Origin of the sequence: Tepidiphilus olei (genome assembly GCF_006980705.1) — a bacterium.
GTDB classification, from domain to species: domain Bacteria; phylum Pseudomonadota; class Gammaproteobacteria; order Burkholderiales; family Rhodocyclaceae; genus Tepidiphilus; species Tepidiphilus olei.
In genome coordinates, this window is sequence record NZ_SBHO01000001.1 from 64926 (window position 1) to 85967 (window position 21042).

Annotated in this window: 22 protein-coding genes; 7 read left to right on the forward strand and 15 right to left on the reverse strand. The window is 65.5% G+C overall.

What is annotated here, in order from left to right; genetic code table 11:
- From ubiU to EPD80_RS00340, 3 genes are all read right to left on the reverse strand, one after another.
- Positions 1–1032 carry a ubiquinone anaerobic biosynthesis protein UbiU gene (gene ubiU, locus EPD80_RS00330; protein ID WP_142808519.1) on the reverse strand — a complete coding sequence of 344 codons (1032 nt, stop codon included), beginning with the start codon at positions 1030–1032 and terminating at the stop codon, positions 1–3.
- 87 nt (positions 1033–1119) lie between these two features.
- Entirely contained in the window at positions 1120–2589 is a 1470-nt protein-coding gene (locus EPD80_RS00335) for a sodium:solute symporter family protein (protein WP_142803622.1), read from the reverse strand.
- Between the two features lie 93 nt (positions 2590–2682).
- A complete protein-coding gene (locus EPD80_RS00340) occupies positions 2683–3972 on the reverse strand; it encodes an NCS2 family permease (protein ID WP_142808521.1) in 1290 nt (429 codons plus the stop codon).
- A 105-nt stretch (positions 3973–4077) separates the two neighbouring features.
- On the opposite strand from EPD80_RS00340, the gene EPD80_RS00345 reads away from it, so the two are divergent.
- Positions 4078–4965 carry a DNA/RNA non-specific endonuclease gene (locus EPD80_RS00345; protein WP_185957658.1) on the forward strand — a complete coding sequence of 296 codons (888 nt, stop codon included), beginning with the start codon at positions 4078–4080 and terminating at the stop codon, positions 4963–4965.
- A 153-nt stretch (positions 4966–5118) separates the two neighbouring features.
- Here EPD80_RS00345 and EPD80_RS00355 read toward each other — a convergent pair whose 3' ends face one another.
- The 6 genes from EPD80_RS00355 to EPD80_RS00380 all read right to left on the reverse strand — a co-directional run bounded on the left by EPD80_RS00355 (position 5119) and on the right by EPD80_RS00380 (position 9774).
- Positions 5119–5754, reverse strand: coding sequence for an MBL fold metallo-hydrolase (locus EPD80_RS00355; protein WP_142808525.1), 636 nt, complete (start codon positions 5752–5754; stop codon positions 5119–5121).
- 49 nt (positions 5755–5803) lie between these two features.
- The gene (locus tag EPD80_RS11520) at positions 5804–7078 is read right to left on the reverse strand and encodes a nucleoside recognition domain-containing protein (RefSeq protein ID WP_142808527.1); all 1275 of its coding nucleotides are present in this window, start codon (positions 7076–7078) and stop codon (positions 5804–5806) included.
- Positions 7079–7093: 15 nt separating this feature from the next.
- Positions 7094–8209 (reverse strand): S1C family serine protease, encoded by a 1116-nt coding sequence (locus tag EPD80_RS00365; RefSeq protein ID WP_142808529.1) that lies wholly within the window; start codon positions 8207–8209, stop codon positions 7094–7096.
- A 119-nt stretch (positions 8210–8328) separates the two neighbouring features.
- The gene (locus tag EPD80_RS00370; RefSeq protein WP_142808531.1) at positions 8329–8835 is read right to left on the reverse strand and encodes an Hsp20/alpha crystallin family protein; all 507 of its coding nucleotides are present in this window, start codon (positions 8833–8835) and stop codon (positions 8329–8331) included.
- 82 nt (positions 8836–8917) lie between these two features.
- On the reverse strand, positions 8918–9313 hold the full coding sequence (locus EPD80_RS00375; RefSeq protein WP_141055255.1) for an Hsp20/alpha crystallin family protein: 396 nt from the start codon (positions 9311–9313) through the stop codon (positions 8918–8920).
- Between the two features lie 20 nt (positions 9314–9333).
- Positions 9334–9774, reverse strand: coding sequence for an Hsp20/alpha crystallin family protein (locus EPD80_RS00380; protein ID WP_142808533.1), 441 nt, complete (start codon positions 9772–9774; stop codon positions 9334–9336).
- Positions 9775–10026: 252 nt separating this feature from the next.
- Between EPD80_RS00380 and EPD80_RS00385 the strand changes: the two genes are divergently transcribed.
- From EPD80_RS00385 to EPD80_RS00400, 4 genes are read left to right on the forward strand one after another with little or no spacing between them, the layout of a single operon-like run.
- The gene (locus EPD80_RS00385) at positions 10027–10986 is read left to right on the forward strand and encodes a DnaJ C-terminal domain-containing protein (protein ID WP_142808535.1); all 960 of its coding nucleotides are present in this window, start codon (positions 10027–10029) and stop codon (positions 10984–10986) included.
- A 12-nt stretch (positions 10987–10998) separates the two neighbouring features.
- The gene (locus tag EPD80_RS00390; RefSeq protein WP_142808537.1) at positions 10999–11325 is read left to right on the forward strand and encodes a chaperone modulator CbpM; all 327 of its coding nucleotides are present in this window, start codon (positions 10999–11001) and stop codon (positions 11323–11325) included.
- A 12-nt stretch (positions 11326–11337) separates the two neighbouring features.
- Positions 11338–13302 carry an ATP-dependent zinc metalloprotease FtsH gene (ftsH, locus tag EPD80_RS00395; protein WP_142808539.1) on the forward strand — a complete coding sequence of 655 codons (1965 nt, stop codon included), beginning with the start codon at positions 11338–11340 and terminating at the stop codon, positions 13300–13302.
- Positions 13295–14110, forward strand: coding sequence for a helical backbone metal receptor (locus EPD80_RS00400; RefSeq protein ID WP_142808541.1), 816 nt, complete (start codon positions 13295–13297; stop codon positions 14108–14110). Before ftsH ends, EPD80_RS00400 begins: the two co-directional genes overlap by 8 nt.
- A gap of 26 nt (positions 14111–14136) precedes the next feature.
- Here the strand turns inward: EPD80_RS00400 and EPD80_RS00405 are convergent, their stop codons facing one another.
- From EPD80_RS00405 to radC, 6 genes are all read right to left on the reverse strand, one after another.
- On the reverse strand, positions 14137–15288 hold the full coding sequence (locus EPD80_RS00405) for a porin (RefSeq protein ID WP_142808543.1): 1152 nt from the start codon (positions 15286–15288) through the stop codon (positions 14137–14139).
- Positions 15289–15336: 48 nt separating this feature from the next.
- Positions 15337–15615, reverse strand: coding sequence for a FeoC-like transcriptional regulator (locus EPD80_RS00410; protein ID WP_142808545.1), 279 nt, complete (start codon positions 15613–15615; stop codon positions 15337–15339).
- Complete coding sequence (gene feoB / locus EPD80_RS00415; protein WP_142808547.1) at positions 15612–17927, reverse strand: Fe(2+) transporter permease subunit FeoB; 2316 nt, start codon at positions 17925–17927, stop codon at positions 15612–15614. Before feoB ends, EPD80_RS00410 begins: the two co-directional genes overlap by 4 nt.
- The gene (locus EPD80_RS00420; RefSeq protein WP_142804224.1) at positions 17924–18154 is read right to left on the reverse strand and encodes a FeoA family protein; all 231 of its coding nucleotides are present in this window, start codon (positions 18152–18154) and stop codon (positions 17924–17926) included. The genes feoB and EPD80_RS00420 overlap by 4 nt, the downstream gene beginning before the upstream one ends.
- Positions 18141–18419 (reverse strand): FeoA family protein, encoded by a 279-nt coding sequence (locus EPD80_RS00425; protein WP_142803606.1) that lies wholly within the window; start codon positions 18417–18419, stop codon positions 18141–18143. Before EPD80_RS00425 ends, EPD80_RS00420 begins: the two co-directional genes overlap by 14 nt.
- Before the next feature lie 151 nt (positions 18420–18570).
- Entirely contained in the window at positions 18571–19245 is a 675-nt protein-coding gene (gene radC, locus EPD80_RS00430) for a RadC family protein (protein WP_142803605.1), read from the reverse strand.
- A gap of 79 nt (positions 19246–19324) precedes the next feature.
- Between radC and coaBC the strand changes: the two genes are divergently transcribed.
- Positions 19325–20566: a bifunctional phosphopantothenoylcysteine decarboxylase/phosphopantothenate--cysteine ligase CoaBC gene (gene coaBC / locus EPD80_RS00435; protein WP_142808549.1), complete on the forward strand. Its 1242-nt coding sequence runs from the start codon at positions 19325–19327 to the stop codon at positions 20564–20566.
- The gene (gene dut, locus EPD80_RS00440; RefSeq protein ID WP_142808551.1) at positions 20563–21039 is read left to right on the forward strand and encodes a dUTP diphosphatase; all 477 of its coding nucleotides are present in this window, start codon (positions 20563–20565) and stop codon (positions 21037–21039) included. Before coaBC ends, dut begins: the two co-directional genes overlap by 4 nt.
- Positions 21040–21042 lie beyond the last annotated feature (3 nt).

Below are 21042 nucleotides of genomic sequence, written 5' to 3' on the forward strand. Positions count from 1 at the left end.
TCATTTCCACGGCCGGGAATAGGCACCGAGGGTGTGGCTCGCGCCTTCGCTGACGCGGTCGAGCGCGGCGAGCCACTGAGGCTTCGGGGAAAAATCCTGAGGAGCGGCGAGCGCGGCGTCGATCGCTTCGCGCCACACGCGCGTGACCTGCGCCACGTAGGCGGCGCTGCGCTGGCGTCCCTCGATCTTGATGGCGGCGACCCCGATCTCGATGAGGCGCGGCAGCAGCTCCAGCGTGTTGAGGCTAGTGGGCTCCTCGATGGCGTAATAGGTGTGTCCGCCGACGGCAAAACGGCCCTTGCACAGGGTGGGGTAGCCGGCCGGTTCATCCGGGGCATAGCGGTCGATGAGAAAGCCGTTGAGCCGCGCCTCCAGCCCTTGCGGCGTTTCGTCCCAGCGCACGAACTTGGCCGGAGAGCAGGCGCCGTGGCAGTTGGGCGACTGGCCGGTGGCGTAAGCCGAAAGGGCGCAGCGCCCCTCGACCATCACGCACAGGCCGCCGAATCCGAAGACTTCGATCGCGACGGGGCTGTGTCGAACCACCTGCGCCACTTGTTCGAGCGAGAGCACGCGCGGCAGCACGGCGCGCTCGATGCCGTAGCGTTCGTGGTAGAAGGTGAGCGCCTCGTAGTTCGTGGCCGAGCCTTGCACAGACAAGTGCAGGCGTAGCTCGGGATGGCGCTCGCGCGCATGGGCGAGGAGACCGAGATCGGCGAGGATGAGGGCATCGACGCCGAGCGAGGCGGCCCGATCGACCGCCGACGTCCAGTGGGTCCAACCCTCGGCTTGGGGGTAGGTGTTGAGAGCGAGGAATACGCGGCAGCCTCGCGCATGCGCAGTGTCGATCGCCCGGGCGATACCGTCTTCGTCGAAATTGAGCCCATTGAAGTTGCGCGCGTTCGTCGCGTTTTTGAATCCCAGATAGACGGCGTCCGCTCCCTGTTCGATGGCCGCTTCGAGCATGGCCCGATTCCCGACCGGACAGACGAGTTCGGGGCGGCGCCCGGTCACGGGCGAAGTGGAAGATGGCATCCTGCACCTCTTCGGACGGAGAGGTGCAGGATAGCCGAAATGCTGCGCGCGCACCTTGACCAGGGTCAAGGTGCGTGAGGAAAGGATTCAGCGGCGCGAGGCGACGTGATGGGTGGCCGAGGCGGCGTTATGCTGGCGGGTGCGTTTCGGCAGATGAGGATCTTTGGGGCCGAGGAGGGTGCCAGTGACCATTCCTACGATCGAGGCCAGGAAACCATAGATCTGCGGCTCGATCTCGGATTCGGGCAACACCAGCTCGCCGAATAGCCAGGTACCGATACCCAGGATCACTGAGAAAGTAGCTCCGAGCGAATTCGCCCTCTTCCAGAAGATCCCCGCGACGAGCGGTACGAAGGCGCCGGCGAGGGTTACCCGATAGGCTTTTTCGACCATGCCGTGAATGGAGTCGTTCGACCAGAGTGCGTAGACGAGCACGATGAGCGTGAACGCCACCACCGTCAGCCGCGTCGCTAACAGCAGCTGCCGGTCGGTCAGCGTCGGCCAGGTGCTCTTGAGGATGTTCTCCGTGAAGGTTACCGAAGGGGCGAGCAGGGTGCCGCTGGCGGTACTCATGATGACCGAGAGCAAGGCGCCGAAGAACACGATCTGCAGCCAGAGCGGCATGTGGGTCGTGACGAAGAGCGGCAGGATCAGTTGGGAATCCTGATCGAGGAAAGTTTGCACCAGCTGCGGATCGATCACCGTGGCGCTATACGCGATGAATAGCGGCACGGCGGCGAAGAGGAAATAGCAGATGCCGCCCAGGGTCGTGGCCCAGACGGCGACGAATTCGTTTTTCGAAGAGTTGACGCGCTGGAATACATCCTGCTGCGGGATCGAACCGAGGGCCATCGTGATCAGGGCCGAAATCCAGGTGAAGATCGAGAGCCAGTTGCGCTCCGGCAGCCATTCCAGCTTTCCCTCGGCAGCGGCTTTGTCGACCACGGGAGCAAGGCCGCCCGCCAGGTCCCCGGCGTAGAGGGCGACCAAGAAGAGGCCGATGACGATCACGATCATCTGGACGAAGGTGGTCCAGGCTACGGACCACATGCCACCGAAAATCGTATAGACGAGAACGACGAGGGCGCCGATGAGGGTTCCTTGGGTGTTCGAGATCGCCCCGTTCGTGAGCGCATTGAAGACCACGCCCAGCGCCGTCATCTGCGCGCCCACCCAGCCGAGATAGGAAATGACGATGCATATCGACAAGACCATTTCTATCGTGGGGTTGTAGCGGCGGCGGAAGAAGTCGCCCAGGGTGAGCAGGTTCATGCGATAGAGCGGCCGGGCGAAGATGAGCCCGAACAGCACCAGACACAGCGAAGCGCCTAGCGGATCGGAGATCAGTCCGTGGAAGCCTTCCTCGAGGAAGGTGGCGGAGATTCCGAGCACGGTCTCTGCACCGAACCAGGTAGCGAACACCATGGCCAGGACGACGGCGAAAGGCAGGTTGCGGCCGGCGACGATGTAATCACGGGCGTTGTGCACGCGGGTGGCTGCGTACAAGCCGATGGCGATGGAGAGGGCGAGATACGCGATCACGAACCACAGCAGCATGGCGGCAGCCTCCGGTGACCGGTTAGAGGGTGAAGAAGGGCGAAGTTTACCCTCGTTTTTTTATGATGGGAGTATTTTTTCGTTCTGGCGTGATCACAGCCAGAGGAATTTCACGAGGAAGACGGTCGCGATCACGGCCACGGCGAGCGGCAACTCACGCACGCGCCCCGTGAGGAGCTTGAGGGCGGCGTAGGTGATGAAGCCGAAGGCCAAGCCGTTGGCCACCGAGAAGGTGAAGGGGATGGTGATGGCGGTGACCGCGGCCGGTGCTGCTTCGGTGAGGTCGTCCCACTGTACTTCCGCCAGCCCGCGCGCCATGAGGATGGCCACGTAGAGCAGTGCCGGCGCCGTGGCGTAGGCCGGCACCATGGCCGCGAGCGGCGAGAACACGAGCATGGCCAGGAAAAGGATCGCCACCACTACGGCGGTGAGTCCCGTTCGGCCACCCACGGCGACACCCGAGGCGGATTCGAGGTAGGCGGTGGTCGAGGACGTTCCCAGCGAGGCGCCGAGCACGATGGCGGTGGAGTCGGCCATGAGCGCTCGACCCAGGCGCGGTAGACGCCCTTGGGCATCGAGCAGCTTCGCGCGCTGGGCTACCGCGATCAGGGTGCCGGAGGCATCGAACAGTTCCACCAGAAAGAAAGTGAGCACGATGGAGAGAATGCCCATGTCGATCGCCCCTTTCAGATCCATCTGCAGGAAAGTGGGGGCGAGCGATGGCGGAGGGGCGAACAAGCCCTGGAAGGGTACGAGACCCAGGGCTACGGCAGCGAGCGTTACGCCGAGGATGGCGAGCAGCACCGCACCGGTGACGCGGCGCGCTTCCAGCACCAGGATGGCGAGGAATCCGAGCACGGCAAGGAGCACCGGGAGGTGGTGCAGGTCGCCGAGGGTGACGAAGGTGACGGGGTGCGCCGTTACCAACCCCGCGTTCTTCAGACCGATGAGGGCGAGGAAAAAGCCCACGCCGGCCGTGATGGCGGATTTGAGGCTCGCGGGAATGGCGTCGATGATCCACTCGCGTATGCGCAGTATCGAGACGACGAGAAAGAGGCAGCCAGAGATGAAAACGGCTCCCAGCGCCGTCTGCCAGGGATGGCCGAGGGTGCCGACCACGACGAAAGCGAAGTAGGCATTGAGCCCCATTCCCGGCGCGAGTGCGACGGGATAGTTGGCGTACAGCCCCATGATGGCCGAGCCGATGGCGGCTGCGAGACAGGTGGCCGTGAAGACGGCCTCGCGCGGCATGCCGGCCGAGCCGAGGATCTCGGGATTGACGAAGGCGATATAGGCCATCGTCAGGAACGTGGTGAGCCCCGCGAGCACTTCGGTGCGCACGTCGGTGCCGTGGGCCTTGAGCTGGAAGAGGCGTTCGAGCATGGGTGGGGGTGTCCGCAGCAGAGGCTGAATTGTAGAAAAGCCGGGCGGGGAAGGCAATCTGGGGTGCCTATAATCATGAGTTTTTTGGCAACGAAGGAGGTGGACGTGAAGCGACGCAGGTCGGCGGCGGGCCGCAGGATACGCTCCTTGATTTCGGCGCTGGTGCTCGTGGCGTTGGTGGTGTTCTTCTGGGCTTGGTCGTCCGGCAGCGCACTGCCGCAGGATTCGCCCGGGGGCTGGCCGCGCATGCGCGGATTCGTCGATCGGCTGTCGGTGACGGAGCTCGTCAATCCGGGGTTCGTGGTGGGCTATTCGGAATGGCACGGGGTGCCGCGCTGGGTGGCTTATCGAGCCGATCCGCCGCCAAATCACCGATTGCAGCGGCGCCCTGCGCGTTTCGAGCCCGATATGCGTACCTGGCGTTGCCGCCTGGGTTGGTGGTGTGTACGCCACGAGTCCTATCGCAATTCGGGGTTCGATAGGGGCCACATGGCACCGAATTTCCTCATCGGGACACGCTATGGTCCCGAGGCGCAGCGTGCCACTTTTTTGCTATCGAACGTCGCGCCACAGCGCCCGTCGCTCAATCAGGGAAGCTGGCAGCGGCTCGAAGCGGTGGAGGCCGACCGTTTCGCGCCGAACGCGCGTGTGCTGTGGGTGGTGACGGGGCCGGTGTTCGACGAGCATCCGCCGCGGTTCTCGCCGGAATGGATCGCGGTGCCCAAGGCGTTCTTTCGCATCTTCTGGGCGGAGGACGAAGAAGGGCGCCTGCGGGTGCTCGCTTTTCTCATGCCGCAGGAGACGCCACCGCAGGCCGATCTGCGGGCCTATCTCACCACGGTGCGTGCGATCGAAGAGGCCACGGGCATCGACTTTTTTCCCGATTTGCCTCAGCGTGAGCAGGATCGCCTGGAGACGGCCGCTCCGGATCCTGACGCGTGGGGACTGACCGAAGAATGGGCACGGGCGCCGGGTCGCTACCGGGCCGAATGAGCGATGCCAAGGAAACGCTGAAGAAATGAGCGAGCGGGATGAAGCGCAAGGCGCACGGAGCGCAGCGACCGAGACATATCGAGTGGATAGGCGAGGGAGCGAGCACCGCGCAACGCAGCGATTCGCCCGCGCAGCCAATTATTCAGCGTTTCCCTAGACGAGGAAGGGATTGTGCGCGCGCTCTTCGCCGAACGTCGACATGGGGCCGTGCCCGGGGACGAAGCGCACGTCGTCGCCCAAGGGCAGCAGCTTGGTGAGGATGCCGGTGATGAGTTGGCGGTGGTTGCCGCGGGGAAAATCGGTGCGCCCGATCGAGCCGGCAAAGAGCACGTCGCCGACGAAGGCGAGGCGCTCGTCGGGCGCGAAGTAGACCACATGCCCCGGCGTGTGGCCGGGTACGTGGAGGACTTCCAGTGTGTGCTCTCCCACTCGTACCGTGTCGCCCTCCTCGAGCCATCGATCGGGCAGGAACGCCTCGGCCTTACCGAAACCGAAGGTGCGGGCCTGCTCCGGCAGCGCCTCGAGCCAGAAGCGCTCTTCTTCCTGGGGGCCGACGATGGGGATTCCGCCCAGGCGTCGCGAGAGTTCCGGAGCGCCGGCGGCGTGATCGATGTGGCCGTGCGTGAGCAGGATCTGGCGTACGTTCAGGTTGCGGGTGCGGATCGCCTCCTCGATGCGCTCGAGGTCTCCGCCCGGATCGATGACGGCGGCCTCACCGGTGCGGTCGCACCACAGCAGCGAGCAATTCTGCTCGAATGGCGTCACGGGAATGACGAGGACGTGGAGCATGGCGAGCATCCGCGGCAAGGGATGCCGATATTGTAGCAGCGAGGCGAGCTCACGCAGCGCCCGGGTAGAGCCAGGAACAGATGAAAACGGCGGCGATGACGCCGGCCAGATCCGCCGCTAGCCCCGCTGCGATGGCGTGGCGCATCTTCTTGATGCCGACGGCGCCGAAATAGACCGCGAGCACGTAGAAAGTGGTCTCGGTCGAGCCCTGAATGGTGGAAGCGAGCCAACCGGCATAGCTGTCAGGGCCGACGTTCGGGTCTTTGAGCAGATCGGCGAGAAGCGCAAAGGCGCCGGAGCCCGATAGCGGCCGGAGGATGGCCATGGGCAGCACTTCGGCGGGCAGCCCCAGCGGCCCGGTGATGGGCGCGAGCAGCGAGACGAAGAAGGGAAGGGCGCCGCTTGCGCGCAAAAGCGCCGTGGCCGCGAGGATGGCGACCAGATAGGGGATGATGCGCAGCGCCACCTGAAAACCTTCTTTGGCGCCATCGACGAAACTCTCATAGACCGCCACCCCGCGTGCGAGGCCATAGACGATGAATCCAACGACGAGGGTGGGTACGATCCAGGCCGAGACGATCTGCCCATGGCGCACGCTCGCGGCGATGAGCGCCACGAAAGCGAGCGCTACCGTCCATCCTACCCAGCGGGGCAGCGGTGCGAGCGGCGGCGTCTCTTCGCACACGTGCGCGTCGCTGGAATACGTGACCACCGGCGGGGTTGGGCGAGGTGCGGGGTAGAAACGCGCCAGCAGCGGCGTCAGGAAGATTGCCACCAGGGTGGCACAGGTGGTGGCAAAGAGGGTGGTGGGCAGGATGGCGGCCGGCTCGATGCTACCGGCGGCCGCGCGCAGCGCGATCACGCCCGTGGGCAGCAGCGCCAGACCCGAGGTGTTGATCGCGAGGAGGCGCACCATGGCGTCGGTGGCGACGCCCGGGTGGGGGTTGAGCCGGTCGAGCTCCTGCATGGCGCGAATGCCGAAAGGTGTGGCCGCGTTGCCCAGACCCAGTAGATTCGCCGAGAAGTTCATGATCATGGCGCCCATGGCCGGGTGCTGCGGCGGCACTTCGGGAAAGAGCCGCCGCATGAGCGGGGCGATGAGACGGGCCGTGGCGGTGAGCAACCCTCCCTGCTCGGCGATCTTCATCAACCCGAGGAAGAACGCCATCACGCCCACGAGGCCCAGGGCGAGCTCTACGGCGGCGCGCGAAGCGTCGATGACCGCCTGACTCATGGCTGTCATCACGCCCGTCGTGCCACTGAGCTCGCGGCCGGCGCCAGTGGCGAAGGCGATCAAGATGAAGGCGGCGAAGATACGGTTCATGGTGAAAAAGAGGAATCAGGAGGCAGCGGCATCCAGCGTGACGGCAACTCGGCGCCGTTCGGTACCGCGCAGCACTTCCAGCGTCACGCTATCGCCAGGCTGGTAGCGTTCGAGCACGTCGAGTAAGGTGTCGAGATCGGGTGTGGGGATGCCGTCGATGGCCACGATCAGGTCGCCGACGACGACGCTGCCTTCCGTGACCGGCACGAAGGGTTTGAGGCCGGCGCGCGCCGCCGGCCCGTCGGGGTCAACGCGCAGGATGGCCACTCCGGGAGGCAAGCCCAGCGCCTTGTTGAAGGCGGGGGAGGCGGCGGCGATGCCGAGCACGGGGCGGCGGATGCGTCCCTCGCGGATGAGGCGCGGCACGATGCGGTTGACCTCGTCGACGGGGATGGCAAAGCCGATGCCGGCAGAAGCGCCGCTGGGGCTGTAGATGGCGGTATTGACGCCGATGAGCCGGCCGGCGCTATCGAGAAGCGGCCCGCCGGAGTTGCCAGGATTGATGGCCGCATCGGTCTGGATCACGCCGCGGATGGTGCGGCCGGTGACGGATTCGATCTCCCGATTGAGGGCGCTCACCACGCCGGTGGTAAGGCTCTGGTCCAGCCCGAAGGGGTTGCCGATCGCCAGCACTTTCTGCCCCACTTTGAGCCCCTTGCTCTCGCCGATGGGGATGGGGCGCAGGCGTTCGGGCGGGGCGTCGATGCGCAGCACCGCGAGGTCGCGGTCGGGATAGACACCGACGAGCTTGGCGCGCCAGGTGCTCTGGTCGGCCAGGGTGACGCGGGCCGCGTCCGCTCCCTGGATGACGTGGAAATTGGTGACGACATGCCCGGCTTCGTCCCAGACGAAGCCGCTGCCGGTCCCCTGGGGGATTTCGAGCACGTTGAGGGTGAAGAGGTTGAGCGCTTGGCGGGCGGTGGTGATATGGACCACCGAGGGCGAGGTGAGGGCGAAGATCTCGACGGTATTGCGCTCGTCGGCGGTGAGCTCGCCGCGCGGGGCGATGGCGCGCGGCTGGGCCGGGGTCGTTCCGGCGGTCTTCGCGAGCAGCGTGCCCAGCGAGGCGGCGAGCACGATGAAAAGGATGAAAAGGAGCGAGAGCAGCGTGAAGCGATGGGCGGAGCGCATGCGGCGGATTCCTGACGGTGCGAAGCGCTCATTGTACGGGAAAGGGCGAAGGCAGGGGGGATGGGGCGGGCAAAAACGGCGGCCACGCAGGCCGCCGTCGGACAGGGATGAAGAGAAGGTCAACCTTGAACGGCGATGCGCCGGGTTTTTGCGGTCTCGGCCTTGGGCAGCATGATTTTGAGCACGCCGTCGCGATATTCCGCCTTGGCGTCTTCCGCCTTGACCGGCACGGGGAGCGCGATGGCGCGCTGGAAGCGGCCGTAGGCGCATTGCATGAGACGGTATTGCCCCTGTTTTTCCTCGCGCTCGAGGCGTTTCTCACCGCGAATCACGAGCTGGCCGTCGAGCACCTCGACTTCGAGATCCTCTCGGTCGAGCCCGGGGATCTCGACGCGGACTTCGAGCGCCTCGTCGGTCTCGTAGATGTCGGCGCCGAGCACCGCCCAGCGCACGCCTCCAGCCGGCGCCGGCAGATTGGGCGAAGCGCTTTTTTCGTCGTTGCGTTCGCGGGGCTGGAAGCGGGTGAGCGCGCCGGCGGCCCGTTCCCACAGCTGTCGCCAGCCCTCCATCAGATGCTCCCAGCTCTGGCCGAGGCCGGATTTCCATTGCTCCAGTACCGAACTCATACTTCGTCCTCCTCTGCGTCAGACGAAGGCCGCCCGGCGATGGGCGGCCAAAAAGGTCATTTCCGTACCGGAAATGAAGGAATTAGCCAGCCTGCACCGTGATGCGCTTGGGTTGAGCCTGCTGATGTTTCGGAATGCGCAGCTCGAGCACGCCCTGGTTGAGCTTGGCCTGGATGCCGGCGGTGTCGAGGTCGCGCGACAGGGTGAAGCTGCGGGCATAGCGCGGGGCGCGGATCTCGGCGTAGATCGGCTCCATGCCTTCGCTCACGGGAAGCGACACGTTGCCTTCGATGGTAAGGGTGTCGCCCTCCACCTTGATCTCCAGCGAATCGCGGCTCACACCGGGCAGGTCGGCCCACAGGGTGATGCTGGTCTGATCCTCGATGATGTCGACGCGCGGCACCGCGGTCGGGACGCGCTGGGCTTCCTGGGCGGTGACGTTGGTGCCGGGGCGGGTGGTGACGTTGGTTTCAGCCATGGTCGTTCCTCCTTTCGCGATCATTTGATTTCGATGCGGCGCGGTTGCAGATGGGCTTTGCGCGCGATGCGCAGCCGCAGCACGCCGTCGCGGTAGGTCGCCTCGACCTTGTCGGGGTCGAGATCCTCGGACAGGCTGATGGTGCGGCGGAACTTGCCGGCGAAGCGCTCGTTGGCATAGACCGTGACCTGGCCGTTTTCCGGAATCGGCGAGGAGCGCTCGCCGGCGATGGTGAGCACGCCTTGCTCGAGTGTGACTTCGAGCTTGGCCGGATCCACGCCGGGCACGAAGGCATACACTTCCACCGCTTCGCTCGTGCGGCCGATGTTGATGGCCGGATAGACGGTGTCGAGCGCTACTTCACGAATGGCCGCAGGCCAGCCGCTCCACAGGCGGTCGAGTTCGCGCTGCAGCCGGTCGAACTCCTCGAACAGGTTGGTGGGAAAGAGGGTCGTAACCATCGTGCTGCCTCCTTGAATGTTGGCCGGGCGGAGTCGCCCGGCACCGGGACCAACGATGAACGCGTGCGTTGCGTTTATTGGTATAGGTTGTCTCGCCGAGAATTTCAAGGGTTGCATCACGTGTGCGGTACTGGTACTTCATCGCGCTGCGCTTGTAATTTCCCTCGCCGCCAGCAATAATGGAGAGGCCCGGGCAGCGAGAAACCGTCGCCGCCCGGAGCGCACTCATCGGCTGTTCGGAGGCGGTACGGAATGAAATTTCGCGACTACTACGAGATTCTCGGCGTGCCGCGCACGGCCACGGCGGAGGAAATCAAGAAGGCGTGGCGTAAGCTCGCGCGCAAGTACCATCCGGACGTGAGCAAGGAGCCCGACGCGGCCGAGCGCATGAAAGAGATCAACGAGGCCTACGAAGTGCTCTCCGATCCGGAGAAGCGCGCCGCGTACGATCGCCTTGGGGAGCACTGGCGCCAGGGCGAGGACTTCTCGCCGCCGCCGGGCTGGGATGCCGGCTTCGAATTCCGTGGGGCGCCGGGCGGCGGTCCTTTCGAGGGGATGGATTTCTCCGATTTCTTCGAGTCGCTCTTCGGGCGCATGCACCGCGGCGCGGCCGGTGCGCGCCAGCGCCGCAGCGGGGGTTTTGCCCTGCGCGGGGAAGACCATCACGCCAAGATCCTCATCGATCTCGAAGACAGCCTGCATGGCGCCACGCGTTCGATCACCCTGCGCGTGCCCGAGCTCGATGAATCCGGGCATGTGGTGCTGCGCGAGCGTACCCTCAACGTACGCATCCCCAAGGGCATCCGGCAGGGACAGAAAATCCGGCTCGCCGGCCAGGGCGGCCCGGGGATGAACGGCGGCCCGCCGGGCGATCTCTACCTGGAAGTGGAATTTCGCCCCCATCCGCTCTATCGCGTCGAGGACAAGGATCTCTACCTGACGGTGCCGGTGGCGCCGTGGGAGGCAGTGCTCGGCGCCAAGATCCAGATCCCGACGCCGGAAGGCCCGGTGACGCTCACCATTCCGTCCGATTCGCAGCACGGCCGCAAGCTGCGCCTGCGCGGCAAGGGGCTGCCGAGCGACCCTCCGGGCGATCTCTACGCGGTGCTCGAGGTGGTGCTGCCGCCGTCGAGCGATCCGAAGGTGCGGGAACATTTCGCGGCGATGGCGCGCGAGGTACGGTTCGACCCTCGTGCGCACTGGGGCCGGTGAGGAGGAGCAGGGATGAACGCGGCGATCGTGGTGTCGTGCGAATGGTTGGGCGGCGAGCGTTGGCTCACGCTCGAGGAGCTTGCGGTGGCGGCGGGGGCATCCCCTTCCTTCGTGCGCGCACTGTGGGAAGAAGGCTTGATCGAGGCCGGTCTGATCGAGGCGGGGGCGCCACGATTCGAAGGGATGGCCCTGGAGCGGGTGCGCCGCATGCGCCGCCTGATGCGTGATTTCGAGGCGAGTTTCACCGCGGCGGCGATGATGATGGAGCTCATCGACGAAATCGCCCGCTTGCGGCGCCTGCTCGATCGCGCCGGCATTTCCTGGCGCGATGAACCCTGAAGGGGGAATGCCATGAACGAAGAGCAATTACGCAAATGGAATGTTGGCTATTGGTTGATCGCCATCGCCCTGCTGCTCTTCCTGCAGAGCCAGTGGCAGGCAGCCAACGTCGTGGAGACGGTGTCCTACACCGAATTCGAGCAGGCGCTCGCGGAAGGTCGCGTGTCCGAGGTGATCATCGGCGATCGGGTGATCACTGGCCGCCTCAAATCGCCCGAAGGCCGGAAAGTGGCCATCGCCACGGCGAGGGTCGAGCCGGATCTGGCCGAGCGCCTGGATCGCTACGAAGTTCCCTATACTAGAGTCATAGAAAACACGTTTTTCCGTGATCTCCTCTCTTGGGTGGTCCCGGTACTCGTCTTCTTCGCCCTGTGGTACTACGTGTTTCGCCGAGTGATCGAGAAACAGGGCATGGGCGGATTCATGTCGATCGGCAAGAGTCGCGCCAAGGTCTTCGTCGAGCAGGACACCGGCGTCACTTTCGATGACGTGGCAGGCGTCGATGAGGCCAAAACCGAACTCAAGGAGGTGGTGGAGTTCCTCAAGGATCCGGCACGCTACGGCCGGCTCGGGGCGCGCATGCCCAAAGGCGTGCTGCTCGTGGGGCCGCCGGGAACCGGCAAGACGTTGCTCGCCAAGGCGGTGGCCGGCGAAGCGAAAGTGCCTTTTTTCTCCATCACCGGCTCGGAATTCGTCGAGATGTTCGTCGGCGTGGGCGCGGCGCGCGTACGAGATTTGTTCGAACAGGCGCGCAAACATGCTCCTTGCATCATATTTATCGATGAGATCGACGCCCTCGGCCGCGCGCGTGGGGCCTACCCGGGTTTCGGCGGGCATGACGAGAAGGAGCAGACCCTCAACCAACTCCTCGCCGAGATGGACGGTTTCGATTCCTCTTCGGGCATCGTGGTGCTGGCGGCCACCAACCGGCCGGAGATTCTCGATCCGGCGCTGCTGCGGCCCGGGCGGTTCGACCGGCAGGTGTTGGTCGATCGGCCCGACAAGAACGGGCGCTTGCAGATCCTCGAGGTGCACGTCAAGAAAATCCGCCTCGCGCCCGAGGTCGACCTCGAGCAGATCGCTGCCATGACGACCGGTTTCAGCGGGGCGGATCTGGCCAACCTCGTCAATGAAGCGGCCATCGTGGCCACGCGTCGGGGAGCCGATGCCGTGACCCTGGCCGATTTCACCGCCGCTTTCGAACGCATCGTCGCCGGCCTGGAGAAGAAAAACCGGGTGCTGAGCGAGCGTGAGCGTCGGGTGGTGGCCTATCACGAGATCGGACATGCCTTGGTGGCGCGGGCGTTGCCGGGCACCGACCCGGTGCACAAAATTTCCATCGTGCCGCGCGGCATCGGTGCGCTCGGCTACACCCTGCAGCGTCCCTCCGAGGACCGCTACCTCATGACCCGCGAGGAGTTGCGCCACAAGATCATGGTGCTGCTCGGCGGGCGCGCCGCCGAGGTGCTGGTCTTCGGCCATCTGTCCACCGGCGCGGCGGACGATCTCATGCGGGTGACCCAGATCGCGCGCGACATGGTGACACGCTACGGCATGGACGATGAACTGGGTTTCGTGGTGTTCGAGCAGAGTCGTCCGCGTTTCCTCGACACCCAACTCCCCGCGCCGGGCGAAACCTTGGGGGTATCCGAAGCGCTGCACGAGCGCATCGATGCGGCAGTGCGGCGCATCGTGATGGAAGCCTTCGAATGCACGCTCGCCGTGCTCCGGGAGAACCGCGACCAGCTCGAGGCGGCGGCCCGGGAGCTGCTCGCCAAGGAAACCCTGGAGGAAGAGGACGTCGCGCGCTTGCTCTCCAACTTGCGCCGTCCTCCCTGCGTCGGGGAGGTCGATGTGGATGAACACGGTGCGGCAGCGGCAAACCCCGCGCCCGGGACCGCGGCGGCAGGTGAGTCGCAAGGGGAGGGGAAAGCCTCTGCCGGCATGCCCTCGGCGGGAGCTCCGCGAGATGGCTGAGACGCTGTGGTACGACGCGCTGGGCGTGCCGCACCGCCGGGCCCAGGGTACGCCGCGCATCGTCTCGCTGGTGCCTTCGCTCACCGAGACGCTCTTTGCTTTCAGCCTGGGCGAAGCGGTGGTGGGGCGCACCGGTTTTTGCATCCATCCCTCCGAGGTGCGGGACCTACCCAAAGTGGGAGGAACCAAGGACGTGCGCCTCGAGCGCCTCTTCGCGCTCGAGCCGACGCACGTCATCGTCAACGTCGATGAGAACCGGCGGGAACAGGTCGAGGCGATCGCCGCGGCCGGCATCGAGGTGATCGTCACCCATCCCTGCCGACTCGAAGACAACGTCGCGCTCTTTCGTCTGCTCGGCGGGGTGTTCGACCGCGAGGAGGCGGCGGACTATGCCGTGCAAGCCTTCGAATCCGTGCTGGAACTTGTGCGCACGGTCGCTGCCTCCTTGCCGCAGGAGCGCGTGCTTTATCCCATCTGGCGCGAGCCGTGGATGACGGTGGCCCGCAGCACCTGGATCTCCGCCATGCTGGAGGCCGTGGGTTGGCAGACCTGGCCCGTGATCGAGGAACCCCGTTATCCCGTGATCGACGGAACCGCCGTTCGCCAGGCGGGCATCGCGCGCGTGCTGCTGCCTTCCGAACCCTATCGCTTCGGAAAGGCACACGCCGAAGAGGTTCGCCGTTTGCTCGGAACGGAGGTGCCGGTGACGCTCGTCGATGGCGAAATGATCTCGTGGTACGGCACCCGCGCCATCTCGGGCCTGTGCTACCTCGCCGCCCTGCGCCAGGATTTGGCGGCCGACCGCTAGTCGCGGGGGGCCGCGGTCGGTCCAGTTCAGAATTGGTGGTTCAGCCCGAGATAGAAGAGGTTGGTGTCGCCCACCTTGCTGTCGCCGGCGTGGCCGTTGTCGTCCTGGCCGAGGGCGCTCGCCTGATCCCAGCGCAGATCATCGTGATCGACCCAGGTATAGGCGGCATAGACGGTGGTTCGCTTGGAGAGCGGATGCAGATAGGCCACGCCCAGGGATTTGGGTTTGACACGGCCGCCATCGCCCATGATGGCGTTGCCTCCGTCGAGCTTGGCCTGACCATAGGCGAGGTTGAGCGTGTCTTCGCCCACCACGGGGATGATGAGGCCGACCTGCCAGAGATGGACATCGAAGCCGCTGGCGCCGAGCACGTCACGGCCCTGCTGCCAGGAGCCGGCAAGGGTGGCAAAGCCGAAGTCGTAGGTTGCGCCAAGCAGCCATTCTTTCTGGGTTTCGTTTTCCCCGGCAGGGGTTTTATTCCAGACGCCGTCATATTGTGCTTTGTATTTGACCGCATGATAGATGGCCCCGACTTTGATTGGGCCATTTTCATAATATAGACCTAAGCCGTATTTGTCGTCGTCCGTGCGCGAGACGCCGTGCGCCTGGTTCGTCTCGAGGTTGCCGGCCGAGTAGATGGCGCTCACCCCGAGGGTCTCGAATTCGCCGGTGTAACCGATGGCATTGTTCCAGCGTGCCAAATCTTCAGAGACGATGGTGAGATTGGCCAGTTCAGCGAGCCGCTTCTGCGGACTTACCGCCATATCGGGCAGTGCGTCGTAGAGCTCAGACAAATGACCCGGTGCGTGTTGACGCCCCAGGGCGATCTGACCAAAGGCGCCCTTAAGTCCGACATAGGCTTGCTGCGTGAAGAGATCGCTGCCGGAGTTGGCGTTGCTGTCGGTTTCGTTGATGCAGCAGGATTTGCCGACATCGATGTCGAATCCTTGTTCAAGCACGAAGACAGCCTTGAGGCCAGCGCCAAGCGCCTCTTCGCCGCGCAAACCCAGGAAACTATCGCCGATGCCTCCTCCGTCGATTCCGGCTGTTTGGTTACCCATCTCTTTGCCGTATTGGAAAGAGGCATCAACCGAGCCGTAAAGTTCAATCCCGGACTGGGCGAGCGCGGGCAGGCAGAAGAGACTGGTGAGCGAGAGGGCGAGCGTTTTTTTGAACATCTTTTCATCCTTGAGCGAAAGATAGTTCTTGTTAAAATTATTATGTCATTAAGATGGAAAAAAAGATTGGCGCAAGGGGGCTACGGATTCAGGATGGGCGTCGGTCGTTTCGACCCATTCGTAGATCTGCAAGCGCTTCGGGTCGCAGGCGCAGCAGCTCTTGCCGCAGGACGAGCCGGCGGGAAGACGGCGTATACGGCCCTTGCGCTCGAGCGTGGCGAGCATGGCCTCGACCGCTTCGGGCGCGGCCTGCAGGGCCGTGGCCAGATCGTCGAGGCTGGCACGGCGGTGCAGGTGCAGAGTTTCGCTGAGGCGGGAGAGGATCATGCGGAACCCTCCTGACGGACGGTCTTGGCGCCTCCGGCTGCTGCCGGCGAGAGGAATGCGCCGCCGCGGCGCATGAGGAGATAGGCGAGGGCGAAGAACGCGGCGATGCCTCCGATCCACGCGGCGGAGGTGAGCGGGGAGAGGGGCAGGCGGGCCAGCTGGTAAAAGATCGTCGCCGCGGCCCAGGCGATGCCCGTCGTCCAGGCGACGACGAAAAGCGTCCAGCGTCGGCCGGATTCGTGGTAGATGGCGGCGGTGGCGGCGGTACAAGGAGTGTAGAGCAGGATGAAGAGCAGGTAGGCAAACGCTCCGACCGCGCCGTCGAATCGTTCGGCCATGGCACCGAAGGCGGCCTGCGAGACTTCCTCGCGTTCTTCCTCGGCCTTGTGCAGTCCCAGGGGGTCGGCCCAGGAGCCGAGCGCCTCGGCGAGGTTCTGCGGAATGGTGGCAAACGCCGCCGCGATCGCCTCGCGTAGCGAGAAGGGGGTTTCTTCTTCCGTGTCAGTGTTCTCGGTGGCAAGTGCCGTATAGGTGGCGTTCAGGGTACCGATCACGGCTTCCTTGGCGAGCACGCCGGTGAAGATGCCCACCGTGGCGGGCCAGTTGTCTTCGGTCAGCCCCATGGGGGCGAACACGGGGGAGAGGGTGCGGCCGACGGCGGCGAGCACGGATTTGTCGCTGTGCTCGTTGCCGTAGCTGCCGTCGGTGCCGATCGCGTTGAGGAAGTTGATGACCACGACCATGGGAACGATGAGCCGTCCAGCACGGACGATGAACCCTTTGAGACGGTCCCAGGTGTGCAGCAGCACCCCGCGGGCGGTGGGGAGGTGGTAGGGGGGCAATTCCATGATGAAGGGCGTGGCCTCACCCTTGAGCAGGGTGTTTTTGAGCATGAGCCCGGTGAGCACGGCCACGGCGATGCCGATGAGGTAGAGGGCGAAGATGACGTTCTCGCCGCCCGTGGGAAAGAATGCGGCGGCGAAGAGCGCATAGACGGGCAACCGTGCGCCGCAGGACATGAGGGGAGCCATGGCGATCGTCATGAGGCGGTCGCGGCGATGCTCCAGCGTGCGCGTGGCCATGATGGCCGGCACGTTGCAGCCGAAACCGACGATGAGCGGCACGAAACTCTTGCCCGGCAGCCCCACCCAGCGCATGAATCGATCCATGACGAAGGCGGCGCGTGCCATATAACCGGAATCTTCGAGCACGGAGAGGAAAAGGTAGAGAAAACCGATCACGGGGATGAAAGTGGCTACCGTTTGTATGCCGGCGCCCACTCCATGGGCGAGCAGTCCGGTGAGCCATTCGGGAGCGCCGATCGCCGTGAGGACTTCGTCGAAGGCATCGACGAAGATCGCCTCGGCCAATTTGTCGAAGAAGTCGATGAAAGCCCCGCCCACGCGGATCGTGAAGAGGAACATCAGGTACATGGCCGCGAGGAAGATGGGGATGCCCAAGGCGCGGTTGAGCACGATGCGGTCGATCCGCTCGGTGAGGTCGGCCGGGGCTTGGCCGGCAACGTGCACGGTGTGATGCACGATGTCGTTGGCGAGGCTATAGCGGGCGTCTGCCACGAGGATGTCGAGTTCGCCGCCGAAACGCTCGGCAAGGGCTTGGGCGCGCCGGGCGAGGGGTTCGTCTACGCTCGCGCGCGCGAGCGCGTCGCCCTCGAGCAGCCGCACGGCGAGCCAGCGCGGGGACCAGCCTTTCTGCGCGGCGATCGGTTCGAGCTCGGGCACGAGTTCGGCGAGCGCCGTTTCCACTTCCTCCCCATAGGGCACGACGCGCGGTTGCGGCGGGGCGGCTACCGCATGGTCGATCGCCTGTTTGAGCGCGTCGAGGCCGCGTTTCTCGCTGGCGACGATCGGCACCACCGGGCAGCCGAGCCGCTCGGCGAGCGCCGCCACGTCGATCTTCATGCCTTTTTTCTCGGCGACGTCGATCATGTTGAGCGCGACCAAGAGCGGCACCTGCATTTCCGCCAGTTGCAGCGTGAGGTAGAGGTTGCGCTCGAGGTTGGCGGCGTCGACGACGTTGACCACGAGGTCGGCCTGGCGGGAGAGGACGTAGTCGCGGGCGATGCGTTCGTCGAGCGAGACGTCTTCGCCCACGACGTCGAGCGAATAGGTACCGGGCAGGTCGACGACTTCGACCCTCGCCCGATCGAAACGGTACTCGCCGGTCTTCTTCTCCACGGTAACGCCGGGCCAGTTGCCCACGCGCTGTTTGGCGCCGGTGAGCGCATTGAAGAGCGTGGTCTTGCCGCAGTTGGGGTTGCCGACGAGCGCGATGGTGTAGGCGTCGTTCATGGGAGCTTTTCTACCTCGACCGCGGCGGCCTCGCTCTTGCGCAGCGACAGGGAAAAGCCGCGGGTGCGAATCTCGAGCGGGTCGCCCAGGGGGGCGATGCGGGTGACGACGAGCTCGGCGCCGGGCGTGAGACCCATCGCCAGGAGCTTGCGCCGATAGGATTCGCCGCCGGGCGCATAGCCGGTGACGCGGGCGCGCTCGCCCACGGCGAGGTCACGCAGCAGCATGGGCATCGCGCGCTACCTCGGAATATTCCTGGACCAGGATCTTGTGTGCCATGCCGCCGCCGAGCGCGAAGCGCGTCTCGCCGCGTTTGACGACGAATTTTCCTCCTTCGCGTTGCTGCAGCACGATTTCGCAGCCGACGTTCAAACCGAGCTCGGTCAGACGGCGCGTGAGTTCGGTGCCGCCGTGGAGTGCGGCGATCCGCAAGCGGCTGCCAAGCGGGGCCACGGGCAAGGGGAAGGCTTTGGGAGCGGATTCGGGAACCATGGCAAGACTCCGGATGGCGATGGGCGAAGGCAATCGGTTGGATAGAATTGATTGATTATAGTTCTCATTTACTGGCAGGACAAGGGCTTTTCAAAGATTTTGCATGGGATTTTTCTTTTTGGCGCGGTGGACTCGTCGCTTCGCCCCGGGTTCAGAGCATGCCGAGTTGCGCGAGCGAGACGACGTTTCCCGCCGTGACGATGAAATGGTCGAGCAGGCGCACGTCGACCAACGCCAGGGCGTCGCGCAGCGTGCGGGTGATCGCGGCGTCGGCGCGGCTCGGTTCGGCAGCGCCGCTGGGGTGGTTGTGCGCGACGATGACGGCGCTCGCATTGGCGCCGAGAGCGAGCTTGACGAGTTCGCGCGGGTGCACGGCCGTCTGGTCGACGGTGCCGCGAAAGAGTTCGTGGGCGGCGAGCAGACGGTGGCGGTTGTCGAGCAGCAGGGCGTAGAAGACCTCGTGCTCGAGCCCGGCGAGCCTCAGGCGCAGCCAGTCCTTGACGCTCTCGGGATCGGAGAGGAGATCGGCCTCGCGGGCGGTTTCGGCCAGCGCCCGGCGAGCGAGTTCGAAGGCGGCCTGGAGCTGCGCGTATTTGGCCAGCCCCACGCCAGGTACGGCGGCGAAGGCTCCGGGCCGGGCGGAGACGAGCGCACGCACACCGCCGAAGTGCGTGAGCAGATCGCGCGCGAGATCGACGGCGCTCTTGCCTCGTACGCCGACCCGGAGGAAAATCGCCAAAAGCTCGGCGTCCGAGAGGGCCGCGGCGCCGCGCGCGAGCAGTTTCTCGCGGGGGCGTTCCTGTTCCGGCCAGTCGGTGATGGGCATGGGGTGCCTGCGCAACGAACGAGACGAGATGCATTTTCCATGAAGTGCGCCCGGGGCGCAACGGGACAGAGGAGAGACGATGGAGCGCAATGAAAGCGGAGCGCCGCCTTTTTTGTTCGGACGGCGGATCGTGCTGGGCGTGACGGGAGGGGTGGCGGCCTACAAGGCGGCCGAGCTCGTGCGCCGGCTCGTTCAGGCGGGAGCGCAGGTCGATGTGGTGCTCACGCCGGGCGGGGCGCATTTCGTCACGCCCACCACCTTCCAGGCGCTCTCGGGGCGGCCGGTGTGGTGCGATCCGTGGGACGAGCGGCGCGCCAACGCCATGGCGCACATCGATCTCACCCGGGGGGCGGATCTGCTGCTGGTGGCGCCGTGCACGGCCGATGCCATGGCGCGCTTCGCCCAGGGGCAGGCCGACGATCTGCTGGCGACGCTCGCGCTGGCGCGCGCCTGCCCGATGGCCGTGGCGCCGGCGATGAACCGTCAGATGTGGTTGCATCCGGCCACGCAGCGCAACCGGGCGCAGCTCGTCGCCGACGGCGTGCTCCTCTGGGGACCGGCCGAGGGCGAGCAGGCCTGCGGCGAGATCGGTCCGGGGCGCATGATCGAGCCCGACGAGATCGTGGCGCGACTGGAAGCGTTTTTCGCGCCGAAGTGGTTTAGCGGTCATGCGGTGCTGGTCACCGCCGGGCCGACCTACGAGCCGCTCGACCCAGTACGCGTACTCACCAACCTCAGTTCCGGCAAGATGGGCTATGCGCTGGCGCAGGCGTTTGCGCAGGCCGGTGCCACCGTGACGCTCGTCTCCGGCCCCGTGAGCCTGCCCACCCCTTGGGGCGTGACGCGGGTGGACGTGACCACCGCCGAGGAGATGCGCACGGCGGTGCTGGAGCGCGTTTCGGGCCATCGCATCTTCGCCTCGGTGGCGGCCGTGGCCGACTATCGGCCGGTGCACGTCTCGCCGCAAAAGATCAAGAAAGGGGCCGAACGGCTCACGCTGGAGCTGGTACGTAACCCGGACATCCTCGCCGAGGTGGCGGCGCTGCCCGAGCCTCCCTGGTGCATCGGGTTCGCCGCCGAGAGCGAGAATCTGGACGAATACGCCGAGCGCAAACGCCGGGAAAAAGGGCTGCAGCTGGTGGTCGGCAACCTGGTGCAGGAGGCGATGGGGCGCGACGAGAACACCGTCGTGCTCTACGACGAGAACGGCCGCATCCCCTTGCCGACCGCGGACAAGGCCCAGGTTGCCTGGGGCATCGTGCGGCACGTGGCGCAGCGCCTCGGCCTGATCGATACAGTGGTTGAGCGGGGGGATCTATGAGCGGCCAGACGCAGGGAAAGGACGAAGTCACAGTGCAGGTGCGCTTCCTCGACGAGCGCATCAAGGCCCGTCCGCCGCAGTACGCAACGCCGGGTGCTGCCGGGATGGACCTGCGCGCGGCGATCGCCGCCCCGTTCGAGCTCGAGCCTGGGGCGACGGCGCTCGTGCCCACGGGCATCGCACTCCATCTGACCGACCCGGGCCTCGCGGCCCTGATCCTGCCGCGCTCGGGGCTGGGGCACAAGCACGGCATCGTGCTGGGCAACCTCGTCGGGCTCATCGATTCGGACTATCAGGGCGAGATCCTCGTGTCGCTGTGGAACCGCGGCGAAGAGGCGTTCGTGATCGAGCCGCTCGCGCGCATCGCCCAGCTGGTGATCGTGCCGGTGGTCCATGCCCGCCTCGTCGCGGTGGAGTCGTTCGACCCGAGCGAGCGGGGCGCGGGCGGATTCGGCAGTACGGGGCACGCTTGAGCG

What these genes read in the sequence shown, in the direction of transcription:
- ubiU (WP_142808519.1), bottom strand. Translation starts at nt 1,032, where the DNA reads ATGCCATCTTCCACTTCGCCCGTGACCGGGCGCCGCCCCGAACTCGTC.
- EPD80_RS00335 (WP_142803622.1), bottom strand. Translation starts at nt 2,589, where the DNA reads ATGCTGCTGTGGTTCGTGATCGCGTATCTCGCCCTCTCCATCGCCATC.
- EPD80_RS00340 (WP_142808521.1), bottom strand. Translation starts at nt 3,972, where the DNA reads ATGCTCGAACGCCTCTTCCAGCTCAAGGCCCACGGCACCGACGTGCGC.
- EPD80_RS00355 (WP_142808525.1), bottom strand. Translation starts at nt 5,754, where the DNA reads ATGCTCCACGTCCTCGTCATTCCCGTGACGCCATTCGAGCAGAATTGC.
- EPD80_RS11520 (WP_142808527.1), bottom strand. Translation starts at nt 7,078, where the DNA reads ATGAACCGTATCTTCGCCGCCTTCATCTTGATCGCCTTCGCCACTGGC.
- EPD80_RS00365 (WP_142808529.1), bottom strand. Translation starts at nt 8,209, where the DNA reads ATGCGCTCCGCCCATCGCTTCACGCTGCTCTCGCTCCTTTTCATCCTT.
- EPD80_RS00370 (WP_142808531.1), bottom strand. Translation starts at nt 8,835, where the DNA reads ATGAGTTCGGTACTGGAGCAATGGAAATCCGGCCTCGGCCAGAGCTGG.
- EPD80_RS00375 (WP_141055255.1), bottom strand. Translation starts at nt 9,313, where the DNA reads ATGGCTGAAACCAACGTCACCACCCGCCCCGGCACCAACGTCACCGCC.
- EPD80_RS00380 (WP_142808533.1), bottom strand. Translation starts at nt 9,774, where the DNA reads ATGGTTACGACCCTCTTTCCCACCAACCTGTTCGAGGAGTTCGACCGG.
- EPD80_RS00385 (WP_142808535.1), top strand. Translation starts at nt 10,027, where the DNA reads ATGAAATTTCGCGACTACTACGAGATTCTCGGCGTGCCGCGCACGGCC.
- EPD80_RS00390 (WP_142808537.1), top strand. Translation starts at nt 10,999, where the DNA reads ATGAACGCGGCGATCGTGGTGTCGTGCGAATGGTTGGGCGGCGAGCGT.
- ftsH (WP_142808539.1), top strand. Translation starts at nt 11,338, where the DNA reads ATGAACGAAGAGCAATTACGCAAATGGAATGTTGGCTATTGGTTGATC.
- EPD80_RS00400 (WP_142808541.1), top strand. Translation starts at nt 13,295, where the DNA reads ATGGCTGAGACGCTGTGGTACGACGCGCTGGGCGTGCCGCACCGCCGG.
- EPD80_RS00405 (WP_142808543.1), bottom strand. Translation starts at nt 15,288, where the DNA reads ATGTTCAAAAAAACGCTCGCCCTCTCGCTCACCAGTCTCTTCTGCCTG.
- EPD80_RS00410 (WP_142808545.1), bottom strand. Translation starts at nt 15,615, where the DNA reads ATGATCCTCTCCCGCCTCAGCGAAACTCTGCACCTGCACCGCCGTGCC.
- feoB (WP_142808547.1), bottom strand. Translation starts at nt 17,927, where the DNA reads ATGAACGACGCCTACACCATCGCGCTCGTCGGCAACCCCAACTGCGGC.
- EPD80_RS00420 (WP_142804224.1), bottom strand. Translation starts at nt 18,154, where the DNA reads ATGCTGCTGCGTGACCTCGCCGTGGGCGAGCGCGCCCGCGTCACCGGC.
- EPD80_RS00425 (WP_142803606.1), bottom strand. Translation starts at nt 18,419, where the DNA reads ATGGTTCCCGAATCCGCTCCCAAAGCCTTCCCCTTGCCCGTGGCCCCG.
- radC (WP_142803605.1), bottom strand. Translation starts at nt 19,245, where the DNA reads ATGCCCATCACCGACTGGCCGGAACAGGAACGCCCCCGCGAGAAACTG.
- coaBC (WP_142808549.1), top strand. Translation starts at nt 19,325, where the DNA reads ATGGAGCGCAATGAAAGCGGAGCGCCGCCTTTTTTGTTCGGACGGCGG.
- dut (WP_142808551.1), top strand. Translation starts at nt 20,563, where the DNA reads ATGAGCGGCCAGACGCAGGGAAAGGACGAAGTCACAGTGCAGGTGCGC.